We start from the raw sequence: 13,927 nt of genomic DNA, 5'->3' as shown, positions 1-13,927 counted from the left end.
CTCAGTCCACAGAGGACGAGGAAGCGGAAAGGGCGAGGCCGCGGAGCTTCGCACGGGACGCGGAACCCGACGACGCGGTCCACGCGTGCATCCCGCCCAGTTCGAGGTCGACGGGCAGCGACAGGTTCTGGTAGTTGAGCGTCAGCTCACCGACCTCGGGGTGGTTCAGCACGAAGACGCTCTCGCCGCCGTGGCTGCACTCCAGGACGTCGTGGTCCTGCCACATCCGTTCGAACTCCGCGCTTCGCGTCCGCATCACCGACACGTGCCCGCGCAGGCGCTCGTCGTGACAGCGCCGGGCCGAGGCGGCGCGCAACATGCCCACGTTGACCCGCGCGAGCTCCGCCCACGCCTTTCCCAACAACGACCGCGTGCTCTCCGCGAAGAACAGCCAGTGTGACAGGGTCCGCTGGCCGGGCGGCATGGCGGCGAAGTCGCCGAACACCCGCACGGCCAGCGGATTCCAGGCCAGCAGCTCGGTGTGGTGGCCGAGCACGAAGACCGGGGTCAACTCCATGGAGTCCACCAGGTCCAGAAGCTGCGGGCGCACGACCGGCGCTCCGGCACGGTCGCCACGACGGCACACGGGACGAACCAGGCTGTGCAGGTAGGCGCGCTCGTCCCTGGTCAGCCGCAGGGCGCCGGCGACCGCGTCGAGGACCTCGGGGGACACGTTGCGGCCGTGGCCCTGCTCCAGCCGGACGTAGTGGGTGAGGCTGACGCCGGCGAGCTGGGCGAGTTCCTCGCGACGCAGTCCCGGGACGCGCCGACGGTGTCCGTGGTCGGGCAACCCGACGACCTCCGGCCGCAGCCGCGCCCGACGCGACTTCAGGAACTGGCTCAACTCGGCGCGGACATCCCCCTCCACCTGATCAACGCTACCCGAGCCGTCGCGGAGACCCGGCGATCTCGATCACCCGACTTCGCGGTCGATCCGCGACCACGCGCAACCTGCCCAAGAACTGAGTACCCAACACCAGGGGCTGGGTAGCGGCCCTGCTCGTCGTCAGGCTGTCAACGACACCGAGGTGCGCCGTGATCCACGGCGGCCACCACGGTCCCCATCCCGCCCGTGTGCGGGACCTGACATCGTGCCCAGAGCAGACAAGGACGCAGCCCCATGGCCTCCCCGCGCATCGTCACCCGCGAGATCCACCTCGCCTCCCGTCCCGACGGCGAACCGACCCTCGACCAGTTCGCCCTGGTCGAGCGCGAGCTGCCCGAACCCGCGCCGGGCCAGATCCTGGTCCGCAACACCTGGATGTCGGTCGACCCCTACATGCGCGGCCGCATGAACGCCGGCCCGTCCTACAACCCGCCGTTCCGGCTCGGCGAGGTGATGGAGGGCAGCGCCCTCGGCGAGGTCATCGCCTCGCGCGACGCCGCCGTCCCCGTCGGGGCCACCGTCACGCACTTCCAGGGCTGGCGGGAACACGCCGTCCTGGACGCCACCGCCGCACGCATCGTCGACACCTCCCTCGCCCCGGCCCCGGCCTACCTCGGCGCCCTGGGCGCGACCGGCCTGACCGCCCACGTCGCCCTGACCGAGGCCGCGCCGGTGCGACCGGGCGACACCGTCCTGATCTCCGCCGCCGCCGGCGCGGTCGGCAGCGTGGCCGGACAACTCGCCCGCAAACTCGGCGCGGCCACGGTGATCGGCACGGCGGGCGGACCGGACAAGACCGCCAAGCTGGTCTCCGACTTCGGTTTCGACATCGCCGTCGACTACCGCGCCGGCTCACTGCACAACCAGATCGCCGACGCGGCCCCCGAGGGCATCGACGTCTACCTCGACAACGTGGGCGGCGACCACCTGGAGGCCGCCCTCGACGCCGCCCGCCCCGGCGGCCGCTTCGCCCTGGTCGGGGCGATCAGCGGCTACAACGCCACCGAACCGGTGCCCGGCCCCCGCAACCTCTTCCACGCCTACACCAGGGAACTCACCCTGCGCGGCGTCTTCGTCCCCTCCCACTACCACCGGTGGCCGGAGTGGATCGAGAAGGCGGCCGGCTGGCTGGCCGACGGCTCACTGCACACCGAGCAGACCGTGGTCGAAGGACTGGACCAGGCCCCGGCCGCGTTCCTGGGCGTGCTGCGCGGCGCCAACATCGGCAAGATGCTCGTCCACCTCGCCACCCGGTGACGACGGCGTCGCGATCAGTTCACGGCGTCGACAACAAGGCGGGAGGTGAAGCCAGCGGCCACGAGCCGGTGGTAGGCGGACACCACGTCGCCGGGGATGTCCTGGGGGACGGCATAACCCGTCGCCGGGTACTCCATGATCCGCTGAGGATCGCCGACGAGGTCGTCGACGACGAGCTTCTCGTCCCCGATCGTCGCCACGTACTCCCGGTAGGCCAGGGGCGCGGAGGAACACAGGACGGAAACCTCCGCCCACTGCTTGGCACAGGTGACGAAGGCACGGAGTTCCCTGTACCGCATGCTGATCAGCAGGACGGAACCCACGGCGACCCGGGCATCCTGAAGGACTTTCTGGGACAGCTCGATGTTCTGCCCGGTGTTGGTGGCGTTCGGTTCCACGAGGATGACGGCGTCGGGCACTGCCAGCTCCAGAGCCCGCTCCCGGAACGCGACGGCCTCTCCCCCAGGAAAGCGGCCGGCGCTGGCCGCGCTGGTGGCACCGGTGACACCACCACGGGGAACATGCCCTCGTGGTGGAGCGTGGCGGCGTGCGCGGCCACCCCGAGGTCGTAGCTTCCCAGCGCGATGGCCGCCGAGCAGGGACGCAGCTCATGCCGCATCTGGTGGCAGGACCAGATGCGTTCGGCGTCGCGACGCTGGTTCTCGGTGACAGCCTTGACGACGCTGGGTGACATGAAGACGCTCCTGGCTCCTGGGCGGCGTCGGGTCGCGCCTGCCGCGAGTCACAGCTCCATCGGCTGCCACCGCACCACCGTGGGGCGCTGCCCGGTCTGGCGGTACTCGTCCAACGCCACAGCCACGAGTTCGGCGGGCACCTCGGCGCGAGGCGGGAAGTCGACCTCGAACCACACGGGAGGCTCCCGCTCCTCCCCACCTTCCTCGTCCTCGCCGAGCGTGTACCAGGCGCCCTCGGCGTCGGTGTAGAACAGCGCTCCACGTCCGTTCCGCACGCCGAACACCATCTCGGAGAACCCCTCGTGACTGGGGTGGTGGGCGGTTGCTCCGTCAACCCGGGGGTCCTCCAACAACCCCACCACGCGGGCCAGGCTCTCGGCGTCGCGGATCAACTCGCGGTGCTCCCGCCACCGATCGTCCTCGACAGTCCGCCACATCACCTCGATCGTCATACGTCCTCGTCTCCGACAGAGGCCCGGCTGAAGGTTCGAGTAGGACCCGATGGTGGGGTCACCCGTGTGGCCCCACCATCGGCTTTCGCGTTACTGGGCCGCGAGGCGGGCGCACTGGCGGCAGGTGCGGGCCGAGGCGGCCACGACGGCGTGGGAGAACGCGGTGAGCGCGCCGGCCAGCACCATCAGCGTCCAGTGGGTGGCCAGGGCCGAGGTGGTGGCGAGCCCGAGCGTGGCCACGCCCATGGCGACGGCCGCGCCGGTTCCGGTCCAGGCGATCACGAGCGGCAGCCGGTGCGGGGTGGGCAGCCAGCGGGCGAGGGGGCCGGTCGCGGCCAGGGCCGCGGTGGCCAGCACGCCGGCGACGGCCGCCAGCCCGGCCAGGTGCGAGGCCAGCGCCCGCAGCGGCCAGTCCGGGTCGTGTTCGGCGGTGCGGATCAGGATGCAGACGAGGGCCAGGACCGGGACGGTGACGGCGGCGGTCCGGGCGGTGTGCCGGGCCTGGGCGATGGTCAGCTCGCGCTGGAGCCCCGGGAGGAGTTCGTCGACGGTCCCGAAGTCGCGCACCGCCCGCCGGGCGGCCTCGTCGCCGGGCGCCTCGTCGGAGGCGTAGGCCGCGGCCGTGTCGGTGAGACCGTCGCGGATCTCCTTGACCATCCGCTCCTTGGCGCGGTCGGGGCCGTGCAGGGCGGCGGAGAGCGCCGCGACGTAGTCCTCGATCGGGCCGCCGGGTGCGGCGGCGATCCGCTCGTCGAGGGTGGTCACGAGGCGGGCCGCGTCGAGGCGGCGGGGTTGAGGACGGAGCCGATCGCGGAGGTGAACTCCTGCCACGCCGAGCGCTCGCTCGCGAGGCCGCGCCGGCCGACGTTGGTGAGCTCGTAGCAGCGGCGGCGGCGCTCGCCCACGGACTGCCAGCTGCTGCGCAGCAGTCCGAGTCGCTCCAGCCGGTTCAACGCGGGGTAGATCGTGCCCGTGCGCAGCTCCAGCGCTCCCCCGCTGCGGTCCTGGACCGCGGTGATGATCGCGTAGCCGTGCAGCGGCCCGGCTTCGAGCACTGACAGCAACATCGCGTCCAGGTGACCTCGTACGGCGTCCGGCCTCATAGGTAGACACCCTATACAAGGGTGCGTAGACGTGCTATCTATTGCCAGCCAACATATAGGACAGCTACCTGTTAAGGAACTTTCGGTGACCAAGCTGATGCTGTCGGTGCACGTCCTCGCGGCGATCCTGACGGTCGGACCGATCGCCGTCGCCGCCTCGCTCTTCCCGCGCTACGCGCGGACCGCGGGAGCGGGCGCGAAGGGGACACGAGCCGCCACCATCGCCGCGCTCCTGCACCGAATCTGCCGCGCCTACACCATCGTCGGCCTCGCCGTCCCCACCTTCGGCGCCGCCACCGCCGCCCAGCTCGGCGTCCTCACCGACACCTGGCTGATCATCTCGATCATCCTGACCGCCATCGCGGCGGTCATCCTCGCCGCGGCCATCCTGCCGCGCCAGCGGACGCTGCTCGCACCCGGGGAGGACGTGGCCCGCGACCAGATCCGCACGGTCGCCGCCCGGCTCTCCATGCTCACCGGCGTCTTCAACCTGCTGTGGGCGGTCGTCGTCGTCCTGATGATCGTCCGCCCCGGCTCCACCACCGGAGCCTGACCGCGAAACCCCCAACACTCAAAGGAGAGTGACATGACGACTGTCTACGATGGATTACCGTTCCCGCGGACCGACCTCGCCCGGGCCGCGACCCAGTTCGCGCGGGAGAACGTGCACGCCGCGATCTTCAACCACAGCATGCGCACCTACCTCTACGGCCGCTTCCTCGGCGAGCACCGAGGTCTGCGCCCCGACGAGGACTACGACGACGAACTGCTGTTCCTGGGCTGCGTGCTGCACGACGTCGGCCTCGGCCCCAAGGGCAACGGCGACCAGCGCTTCGACATCGACGGAGCCGACCTGGCCGCCGAGTTCCTCACCAAGCAGGGCGTCGACCCCGAACGGATCGAGGTCGTCTGGGACGCGGTCGCACTGCACCTGTACTTCGAGGTCGCCTCGCGCAAGCAACCCGAGATCGCCCTGGTCACCGAAGGCGCGGGCTACGACCTCGGCCCCACCGGCCCGGCACTCCCCCCGGGCTACGCCGACCGCGTCCACGCCGTGCTGCCCCGCCTGCACACCGGCGCCGTGCTCTACGACCTCGTCGTCGAGCAGGCCCTCGCGAAACCCCAGAAGGCGCCGCTGTTCAGCTTCCCCGGCGAACTCGTCCGCCAGAAGACCGGGGACGCCTGGCCGACATGGCGGCAGCTGATGGACAAGGAGCCGAGCTGGCACGACTACGACGGCTACCGCCCCCGCACCGGATGACCCGCGCCAAGCTGGTCTGACCTCTTTCACCCACGCAAGTTCGCACGCACCCCGGGGAAAGGCCGGTGTGGGCAGGTCATCTGCCCACACCGGCCCCCGCGCGCGGGGCGCGGCGCGCCCGCACCCGTTGTGAGGCGCCGCCGGCGGACACATAGTGGAGGTGCCCTGGTCGTCATCCTTCGAGGAGGAAGGATGCTCCTGCGCACCTTCGCGGTTCTCGCCCTGTTGTTCACCCTCCCGGTTCCCGCCACCGCCGCCACACCCCACTGTTCCGGCTACGTGGCACTGACCTACGACGACGGACCCCACAAGCAGTTCACCCGCCCACTGCTCTCCGCGTTGCAGTCGGTGGGCGCACGGGCGACGTTCTTCAACATCGGCTACAACGAGGAAGCGAACCCCGACCTGCTGCGCGCCACCGTCGCGGCGGGGATGTGGCTCGGCAACCACAGTTGGTCCCACCCGCACCTGACCAAGGTCGACCCCGCCGAACTGACCAAGCAACTGGCGGAGACCCAACGCGTCACCCGCGAGATCGTCGGGCAGACGCCGACGCTGTTCCGGCCGCCCTACGGCGACACGAACGCCGCCGTGGAGGCCGAGGCCCGCAGGCAGGGCATGGCCCAGGTGATGTGGACCGTCGACACCTGGGACTGGGCCGGAGTCAGCACGGAGAAGATCGTCAAGGCGGCCAGCACCGCCAAGGCCGGCGGCATCATCCTGATGCACGACGGCCACCGCAACACCCTCGCCGCCGTCGTGCCGATCGTGCGCGACCTCCGCGCCAGGGGCCTGTGCCCCGGCAAGATCGTCAACCGCGACGGGACGGCCGTGGTGACCGCACCGTGAGGCGGTTGCCCCGTCAGGCGGGCACTTCCTCGCACTGACCGTCCTGAGTGGACACATCCTTGACGAACACGACCGCGTCGACGCCGCCGATTCCCCTGGCGTCGAGCGGAATGTAGCGCGGGTCGCCCACGACTCGGGGAGCCAGCGCGGGATGACCGTCCAGGGCTCCGGCCAGCGCGTTGGCCGGATACAGGGCACACGCCTCGGTGGCGTCGGCGAGCACCCCGTGGAGGCTGTCCGGCTCCGGCCCGGCAACGCCGAGCTCGGGGGCGACACCGAAGTCGGAGGCGATCACCGCGTACCGACCGCCCAGGCGGTCCGCGGTGATCGCCCCGGCGCTCCACCACCGCAGGTCCATCTCCCCCAGCCGCCAGTGGCCGCGACTCCGCTGGAGGTGGGCGTTGTGGGCGAAGACCAGTGACAGCCCCCGCCGCGACTCGGATTTCGCCAGCGCCACAAGGTTGTCCGCCATCATCGCGTCGCGGATCGCCAGCATCCGCCCGACCCGCCCCGGCCCGGGATCGGCCATGGCGGCGTGGTAGCGCAACATCCCCTGCGTGATGCGGGCGAACAGGCACGCCTGGTCGAACTCGGCCGGCGTGCCGGCATGCCGGAGGCCGGGCGTCTCGGTCTCCAGCACCGCGACCAGATCGTCGGCGATCACGCGGAGCTGGTGCGCCTCGGCCGACCCGCCGACCGACTGCGTGGAGTCCATCGCCGCCGCCGGGTTGGTCCAGGCGTCGTCGTCGCCGAGCAGCGACTCGATCGTCGGGAGGGAGTGAGGAACCCGCTCGGGCCCGAGGTGGGCCGTGAGGAAGCGGTGCAGCCCGGTCAGAGTGACCCGGGGGCTGGCGGCGCTGGTCATCTCCGTGGGGGCGTCGAACCCGAAGAACCGGATCTGGTCTTCCGGCTCACGCCCCCGGTTGACGTCGCGAAGCCAGGTGACAAGCTCCCTGGCCCCGGGCAGGCCGCCGAACCCGTGACTGAAACCGGTGGACAGCACGGTGTCGATGTCGCCATCACCGGTGGTGACGTAGTCGTTGACGACCGGGGACGTCAGGCAGTTGCTCTCGACCACGATCGAGCGGCAACCCTGGTGCTCCACCAGATGCCGCAGCACGCGGTTCCGCAGCAACGGGAACACCCCGAGGGCATGCGTGGGCTCCCCGAGCCCGAGCAACTGCGGCCGCTCCGGCCGAGAGTCCAGGAAGTGGTCCAGCGCGGCGCCAAGACCGGCGTCGTCGGCGAAGTGCCAACCAAGCGAACGCACAGCGGTGGGAAGTGACACGGAATTCCCTTCCTTGCGGTGATTCCAGCACCTTCCACCGTATCCTTGAACTTTCCGTTGAAACTTCGACTGGTCTCAGCCCGAGGATGAGCGTAAGAACCCTCAACAGGAGGTCAGGGGTGACACGACAGGGCGCCCTTCGCCCGGCGGACCTCGCGCGCGAGCACGGGCTGTCCGCGCAGGCGGTACGCAACTACGAGGAAGCGGGCATCCTCCCGCCCGCCGACCGCGGCCCCCAGGGCTACCGCCAGTACTCCCCACTGCACGCCCAGGCGCTGCGCGCCTTCCTCGCCCTGCGCGCCGGCTTCGGCCACCAGGTCTCCGCCGAAATCCTGCGCGCCGCCAACGCCCACGACGACGAGACCGCCTTCCGGCTCATCGACCAGGGCCACGCCGACCTGCTGCGGGACCGCACCACCCTCGATGAGGTGGCAGCCGCCCTCGGCGAACTGACCTCCGCCGAACTCACCCCGACGACGGACACCGCGCCCCTGACCATCGGCGCCCTGGCCCACCGCCTCGACGTCCACCCAGCCACGCTGCGCAAATGGGAGAACGCGGGAATCCTCCACCCCACCCGCGACCCCGCCACCGGCTACCGCCTCTACCCACCCGACACCGTCCGCGACGCCCACCTCGCACACCAACTCCGACGAGGCGGCTACCTCCTGGAACACATCGCCCCCGTCATCACCCACGTCAGAGACGCAGGCGGCATCGCCCCCCTGGAGGAAGCCCTCCACACCTGGCGCACCCGCCTCCACCACCGAAGCCGAGCCATGCTCAACGCCTCAGCCCACCTCGCCCACTACCTCGACCTCAGACCACCCCCACCCACAACGAGTGATCTACTGTGCTGAGCACCAAAACCGAACAGGTCAAAACCACGCCCACGACCCTCTATCGCCGCAGGTCACGAAGGGTCGGCCCCGCGCACGCGGGGATGAGCCGTGCTGGAACGTGGTCCGCGCCCCATCTCGCGAGTCGGCCCCGCGCACGCGGGGATGAGCCCTTGGAGGGCGAAGCATCCGCACATACCGCTTCGTCGGCCCCGCGCACGCGGGGATGAGTCGCGCCGCCTCGCCGCCGCCGACCAGCTCGGCGAGTCGGCCCCGCGCACGCGGGGATGAGCCCGTGCTCGCCGCGCTGCACTCCCACATGAGCGGGTCGGCCCCGCGCACGCGGGGATGAGTCTATGGACGTGCCGTCCGTGGCCGAGCTGGATGAGTCGGCCCCGCGCACGCGGGGATGAGCCCTACGCCCGCGCCGCCGTCAGCGTCGGCGACGGGTCGGCCCCGCGCACGCGGAGATGAGCCGCGCACCGCGAAGCGTTCGCCAAGGCGGCCGAGGTCGGCCCGCGCACGCAGGGATGAGTCCGCTGTGAGCGGCTGCTGACCTGGATGGTTCCGGTCGGCCCCGCGCACGCGGGGATGAGCCCGTCCCGCGCCGTCTCCAGCGTGGTGTTGGGTCGGCCGGCCCCGCGCGCGGGGGTGGGTCGAACGAGTCCGCGATGGCGTAGGGCATCCCGTCGTCGGTCCCGCATCTGCGAGTGTGGGGAAATGAGAAGGTGGGGTGGCTGGTCCCCACCAGCCACCCCACCCTGTCGCCTCTGCTCGTCAGCCCTGGAAGACCGAGCCGAGGATGTGCGACCCCGGTTCCCCCGAACCACTGGGCTTCCCCCTCACCGGCCCCGATTCCGGTCTTCGAGGGTTAGTCCCGTCGCTGGTATCCATGTTGGCTCAGGCGCCAGCGACACGCCGGGGACCAAAGTCCTGACCTGACACCCAGAAGTCCCACCCCAACAGCCCGTGCGGAAGTGGCCTGCAACGTTGATGAGCAGACCCGGGCGGCCTACCGATACCGACTCCTCCGGTCCCCCTGTCGCGGCGGCCGGCGGTCTCGGTGTGCAACCGCAGGATCAGCGCGTCCAGCTCGGGAACGTTGCCACTGGTGTGGGCGGCCTGGTTGATCTCGGCCAGGTCGGCGTGGGACACCGCCCGACGGGTGGAGGCAGACGTCAGGGTTTGGGAACCCTCCTGGCCGGATTGTGGCCTTGATTGGCCACCTTGGAAGGCCCGTCCCTGAGGCGGCTTATCCCTCCTCGAAGGGTTGCCAGACCACACATTCCGGTCGCCGGCCGGCCTCCACCATCTCCACCAGCGCCTCCTCCAGCTCCGGCAGGGGGATCTCGCAGCGGGCAGGGAACTCTCCTTCTGCGTAGACGGGAGGATCTTCCGGTCCATCGCCGAGGGTGACCCAGCCGCCGATGTCGCCATCGCTGTAGAGCAGGGAACCGCGATCGCCGCGCACACCGATGATGATCTCGTGGTCCGGCCAGCCGCTGGGCAGCAGGGGACGCTGGGGAAGGTAGGCGCGGGCGTCGGTGGTGTCATGGCGCGAGAGCGCGACGATCAACTGGCGAACCTGCTCAGAGGTGGTAATGGTCAATCCCTCGGTTCTCCAAACGTCACCGTCCACGACACGCCAGCTAGCTTCCAACGTCATTGTTGAATCCCTCGGTAGACCCAGCGTCGGCCACTTCGTCGTTGACCGCGGTGCCGGCACCTCTGGCGTCGCCTGCGATTAGCCGCCGGCGTGCCCGAACTGCTAGCCGACCGAGTTGGGCCGAGCTGCCGTGCACCCTGGCGTTCACGACAGTGACTACCCTCCGCTGCCCAGCACATCGCACTGATCCCTCACGTAGCGCACCATGCTCTTCGCGGCCCAAGCGCGAGAGCCCAGGATTTCGCGTCCCTACCGCAGCCCAGGGTTGCCTTCCTCGATCGGCACGATCGGCGGTAGTTCGGGATGCTCGTACCAGCAGTGCCGCACCCTTGCCCACCGCACATGACTCAAGCGGTGATGCAGCACGGGCCCCGAGAACGACGTCACTCCGCTGTCGTCGGCGTTTGTTTCCAGGATGTGCAGGGCGGCTCGTCGCCACCGCTGCCATGGCTGATCGCCACCGGAGGTCATCGCCGTGAACAACGCAGCACGGTCGTCTTCGCGTAGCCGACCAGAGGGCTCACGGTTCTGTCCGGGGCGCTGCGCAACCGCCTGGCGCGCCCGCTGGTCATCGGTCAGCACCGCAACCGCCTGCCGCATCGGGACCCGAAGCATGTCGTAGATCCGCTGTTGGCGGGCCACCCGGTACAACGCGAGCGCGACCAGGACCACCGCTGGCCTCTCAACAACGTAATCCCGGTCGGTGACGCCGACCGCATCCGCATCCTGGCGGGCGGTCCAGACAGCAAGGCCCAGGGCGTAGTCCAGCAGCGTGGTGAAGGGTGCGGTGCCACGAAGTCCGCGTACCAGGCTCTCCCAGTCACCCTGCCCAACCGTGAAACCGAAGCGGGCTGCGACGACGTCCACCTGCGTGTCGTCGGGATGGCGGAAGCTGTCGTTGTCCTGCTCGCCGCTCATGCTCTACCACGCTAGCAACGCGAGACAGCGAGGATGCGGAACAGCGTGTCGCTGTTGCCCAGTTTCCTCGCTATGGCAACGGAACGTCCTTCCTTCCGACCGCCCGTCCGTCTATCTCGCGCTTCGACCGCCACATCATCGTTCCGGGTAGCGCGAAGACGAATCTCGCGAAGTTTCGGTCAAGCGCCGGGCGGATGCTGGCTCGGAGCGAACATCGAAGTCAAGGCCATTAAGATCACCTCGGTAAACAGTCAAAACGAGGGGCACAAAGGTTTTCATGAGAACGAGACGCCTTCCTGTCGTCTTCGCCGCGCTCGCCTTCGCCGCCAGCGCCTGCACGAGCACACCGGAGACATCCTCAGCAGCACCAGCAACGACCACTCAGACCACTCCGGTCCCCTCGACGACCGTCTCGAAGCCCCCTGAAGAGCCTTACCTGACCGCGACTCCCACGCTGGAGCTGAGCGAGAACGCCGCCCGCCCCGGCACCAGGCTGAAGTTCGGCGAGCAGGCGGTCATCCCGTACTACAGCTCCTACGCGAAGGGACTGCTCGGAGTCTCGGTCACCGTCGACACGGCGCCGGTCACGGAAGAGGAGATCGGCAAGCTGGCGCTGAAGGACGAGGACAAGAAGAAAATCCGAGGTAAGACGTTCTTCTTCGTCCGCGAGAAGCTGACGAACATCGATGGCGCCAACCTCACCAGAATCCGGGTGCCGTCGATGCACGCCACCACCAGGAGCGGCGGTTGGCCCGGATCGGTGCTCGCGGTCGGCCGCTCCGTCGACGTCACGGGCTGCCAGGAGGAGGTGTTCGCGCCCCCGAGTTTCTCGACCAAGGGCGCGGAGTACGAGACGTGCGAGTTGATGTTCGGGATCATCTCGGACCCGATCGTCTCGTTCTCGTACACGAAGGCACCCTACGAGGACTCCCCTTCGCACTCGGTCACCTGGCACAGGTAGCGGGACAGGCCGCCCGAGCGCGTTCTGGATCTGGTGCGGCTTCCGCGCGATGGCGTCCGGAAGCGAGGGTGGACGGACGCTGGCGCACTCGACGGCGGTGCTGAACGTCGCCACTCCGACACATTCTGGGGGTCGATCCTCCCTACCTGAGAGAAGGAGGGTTGCCCCCGGGAGCGTCAACGCCTGGGACGAGGATGGGCCGCGCTCACGGCGTGACAAGCGGTTCGGTCTCGTATGCGCGGTGGAGCAACTCCACGAACGGCGACACCTCGGGGAGGGCCACCGAACCGGTGCGGCGCACGGTCACTCTGGGCGTCCAGGAGTTCCGACGACCGGAACGCGGCCGGTGTCGACGGCGAGCGCGTGCCCGGCGACGGTGAACGTCAGGGGCTCGTCGTCGGTGTGGACCTCGTAGCCCTCCAGGAACACGGGCACGGCGATCCGCGCTGGGAGCCGGTCCAGCGGGGGGCCGGCGCAGTGGTCGCCGGGGCCGGACGCGGCGAGTTCGGCGGCGAAGCCGTCCAGCAGCGTCGCCAGGCGGCGCAGGGCCGGGTCCGGCGGCATCGCGGAGACGATCTGCGCGGCCCCGGAGACCACGTCGTGGTCGATGCCCCGCCAGCCAGCGCGTGCCAGGTCGTCGAGCCAGGATCGGGCGGCGGCCAGCAGGTTCACCGCCTGCCCCTCGGAGGGCTCCACCGCGGACACCTCGCCGAGGGCCCGGCCGGTCGCCTCTCCGAGCCTGGCCGTGAACGCGTCGTGCGCGGAGCCGAGCAGCGCGGTGTGGGCGACGGCGAGGGCGCCGACGGGGTCCCCGTCGGCGGCGGCCTTCTCGGTCGCCTCGGTGACCACGGCCGCCAGCGGCGAGCCGGCGACGGCGTCGGCCAGCGCCGTGAGGCCCTCGCTCTGGAAGGTTGGGGCCCAGCAGTCCGGCCCCGAGGACCCGGTCCACGGCGTCGACGGCGGCCAGGGCCTCGTCCAGCCCAGCGACGGGATCAGCCGTGTACCCATGCCACGGTCGCCCCGACCTGGGTTCCCGGGAGACTCGAACGGCTCCTTCGGGTCGCCGGAGAAGTTCGCGGTGGCGAGCACATCGCCCTCGATTCCTGCCCGTCTGGCTCATTTGCCCACCGTCGGTGGCCTAGTCGTCCCGCGGATCACACCCCGCACCGCTGACGGCCGCCTTCTGTTCGGTTCTGTGGACGGCGGCAGGCTCTGGTGTGGCGATGGTGGCGGGGGTGCGGGCGGCCGCTGTCCGACCGGCTGGTGCTGATGATGAGACTCCTATCGGCGACCAGGTGCCCCGATACGAGCGCGCCCCGAGAAGGTGCCAGCCTTGGCTGGAGGCCGCGACGGTCCTTCTCAATACCGGTGGGCCTGACACTGCGGACCGGAGTCCCAACACAGCTGATAGGCGGCCACGAGATCGCGGTGGAACTCCTCATCCAGCCGCTCGAACGTCGCCCCTTCCGCGGCGAGGTCGATCACCACCGCCAACGCCGCCTCGTGCCGTGCCCACACCTCTTCCGGCGCCCGATGAGCCGTCAGGCAGCGCCGCGTCGTGTGCAGGAACGACAGCAACACCGAACCGTCCCCGCCCAACACCGCACGCCCCAAGCCGCACAGCCGGGTGTGGTCGGCGGACTTCCCCACCGGTTGCAGGAACCGGCGTACCACTGCGAAGTACTCACCCAACACCACCCCAGCGCGTGCCACGGGCCGCACCGTAAGCCCTTGCCACCCAAGCAAACCTCA

16 protein-coding genes and 1 CRISPR repeat array are annotated in these 13,927 nt (G+C 70.1%); of the genes, 6 read left to right on the top strand and 10 right to left on the bottom strand.

Annotated elements, in window-relative coordinates; all coding sequences use genetic code 11:
* Position 1 precedes the first annotated feature (1 nt).
* On the bottom strand, positions 2–868 hold the full coding sequence (locus BUE43_RS28420) for a helix-turn-helix domain-containing protein (protein WP_073489199.1): 867 nt from the start codon (positions 866–868) through the stop codon (positions 2–4).
* A gap of 252 nt (positions 869–1,120) precedes the next feature.
* Between BUE43_RS28420 and BUE43_RS28415 the strand changes: the two genes are divergently transcribed.
* The gene (locus BUE43_RS28415; protein WP_073489197.1) at positions 1,121–2,143 is read left to right on the top strand and encodes an NADP-dependent oxidoreductase; all 1,023 of its coding nucleotides are present in this window, start codon (positions 1,121–1,123) and stop codon (positions 2,141–2,143) included.
* Positions 2,144–2,157: 14 nt separating this feature from the next.
* Here BUE43_RS28415 and BUE43_RS35835 read toward each other — a convergent pair whose 3' ends face one another.
* The 4 genes from BUE43_RS35835 to BUE43_RS28395 all read right to left on the bottom strand — a co-directional run bounded on the left by BUE43_RS35835 (position 2,158) and on the right by BUE43_RS28395 (position 4,393).
* Entirely contained in the window at positions 2,158–2,562 is a 405-nt protein-coding gene (locus BUE43_RS35835) for a YdcF family protein (RefSeq protein WP_327083593.1), read from the bottom strand.
* A 323-nt stretch (positions 2,563–2,885) separates the two neighbouring features.
* On the bottom strand, positions 2,886–3,290 hold the full coding sequence (locus BUE43_RS28405; RefSeq protein WP_073489194.1) for an Imm1 family immunity protein: 405 nt from the start codon (positions 3,288–3,290) through the stop codon (positions 2,886–2,888).
* A 90-nt stretch (positions 3,291–3,380) separates the two neighbouring features.
* Positions 3,381–4,055, bottom strand: a complete 675-nt coding sequence (locus BUE43_RS28400) for a permease prefix domain 1-containing protein (protein WP_073489192.1) — start codon at positions 4,053–4,055, stop codon at positions 3,381–3,383.
* A complete protein-coding gene (locus BUE43_RS28395; protein WP_073489190.1) occupies positions 4,052–4,393 on the bottom strand; it encodes a helix-turn-helix transcriptional regulator in 342 nt (113 codons plus the stop codon). Before BUE43_RS28395 ends, BUE43_RS28400 begins: the two co-directional genes overlap by 4 nt.
* 85 nt (positions 4,394–4,478) lie before the next feature.
* On the opposite strand from BUE43_RS28395, the gene BUE43_RS28390 reads away from it, so the two are divergent.
* The 3 genes from BUE43_RS28390 to BUE43_RS28380 all read left to right on the top strand — a co-directional run bounded on the left by BUE43_RS28390 (position 4,479) and on the right by BUE43_RS28380 (position 6,503).
* A complete protein-coding gene (locus BUE43_RS28390; RefSeq protein ID WP_073489188.1) occupies positions 4,479–4,946 on the top strand; it encodes a hypothetical protein in 468 nt (155 codons plus the stop codon).
* Positions 4,947–4,979: 33 nt separating this feature from the next.
* A complete protein-coding gene (locus BUE43_RS28385) occupies positions 4,980–5,654 on the top strand; it encodes an HD domain-containing protein (protein ID WP_073489186.1) in 675 nt (224 codons plus the stop codon).
* A 192-nt stretch (positions 5,655–5,846) separates the two neighbouring features.
* Positions 5,847–6,503, top strand: a complete 657-nt coding sequence (locus BUE43_RS28380; RefSeq protein ID WP_073489183.1) for a polysaccharide deacetylase family protein — start codon at positions 5,847–5,849, stop codon at positions 6,501–6,503.
* A 13-nt stretch (positions 6,504–6,516) separates the two neighbouring features.
* On the opposite strand, the gene BUE43_RS28375 is transcribed toward BUE43_RS28380, so the two are convergent.
* Positions 6,517–7,791, bottom strand: coding sequence for an erythromycin esterase family protein (locus BUE43_RS28375; protein ID WP_073489181.1), 1,275 nt, complete (start codon positions 7,789–7,791; stop codon positions 6,517–6,519).
* Between the two features lie 119 nt (positions 7,792–7,910).
* On the opposite strand from BUE43_RS28375, the gene BUE43_RS28370 reads away from it, so the two are divergent.
* Positions 7,911–8,651 (top strand): TioE family transcriptional regulator, encoded by a 741-nt coding sequence (locus BUE43_RS28370; protein WP_407697142.1) that lies wholly within the window; start codon positions 7,911–7,913, stop codon positions 8,649–8,651.
* Between the two features lie 62 nt (positions 8,652–8,713).
* Positions 8,714–9,226: a CRISPR direct-repeat array (repeat unit 26 nt; unit sequence GTCGGCCCCGCGCACGCGGGGATGAG).
* Between the two features lie 656 nt (positions 9,227–9,882).
* On the opposite strand, the gene BUE43_RS28365 is transcribed toward BUE43_RS28370, so the two are convergent.
* Together BUE43_RS28365 and BUE43_RS28360 are read right to left on the bottom strand one after the other, a co-directional pair.
* A complete protein-coding gene (locus BUE43_RS28365) occupies positions 9,883–10,296 on the bottom strand; it encodes an Imm1 family immunity protein (RefSeq protein ID WP_073489177.1) in 414 nt (137 codons plus the stop codon).
* A 249-nt stretch (positions 10,297–10,545) separates the two neighbouring features.
* Complete coding sequence (locus BUE43_RS28360) at positions 10,546–11,214, bottom strand: hypothetical protein (RefSeq protein WP_073489175.1); 669 nt, start codon at positions 11,212–11,214, stop codon at positions 10,546–10,548.
* A 277-nt stretch (positions 11,215–11,491) separates the two neighbouring features.
* On the opposite strand from BUE43_RS28360, the gene BUE43_RS28355 reads away from it, so the two are divergent.
* The gene (locus BUE43_RS28355) at positions 11,492–12,175 is read left to right on the top strand and encodes a hypothetical protein (RefSeq protein ID WP_234995974.1); all 684 of its coding nucleotides are present in this window, start codon (positions 11,492–11,494) and stop codon (positions 12,173–12,175) included.
* A gap of 303 nt (positions 12,176–12,478) precedes the next feature.
* Here the strand turns inward: BUE43_RS28355 and BUE43_RS33825 are convergent, their stop codons facing one another.
* Together BUE43_RS33825 and BUE43_RS28345 are read right to left on the bottom strand one after the other, a co-directional pair.
* Entirely contained in the window at positions 12,479–13,183 is a 705-nt protein-coding gene (locus BUE43_RS33825) for a hypothetical protein (protein ID WP_200797696.1), read from the bottom strand.
* 351 nt (positions 13,184–13,534) lie between these two features.
* Complete coding sequence (locus BUE43_RS28345; protein WP_234995973.1) at positions 13,535–13,867, bottom strand: hypothetical protein; 333 nt, start codon at positions 13,865–13,867, stop codon at positions 13,535–13,537.
* Positions 13,868–13,927 lie beyond the last annotated feature (60 nt).

Source organism: Streptoalloteichus hindustanus (assembly GCF_900129375.1).
In the GTDB taxonomy this organism is placed as follows: domain Bacteria; phylum Actinomycetota; class Actinomycetes; order Mycobacteriales; family Pseudonocardiaceae; genus Streptoalloteichus; species Streptoalloteichus hindustanus.
The sequence above is the reverse complement of the archived record's forward strand: the minus strand, read 5'-3'. Positions and strand labels throughout refer to the sequence as shown.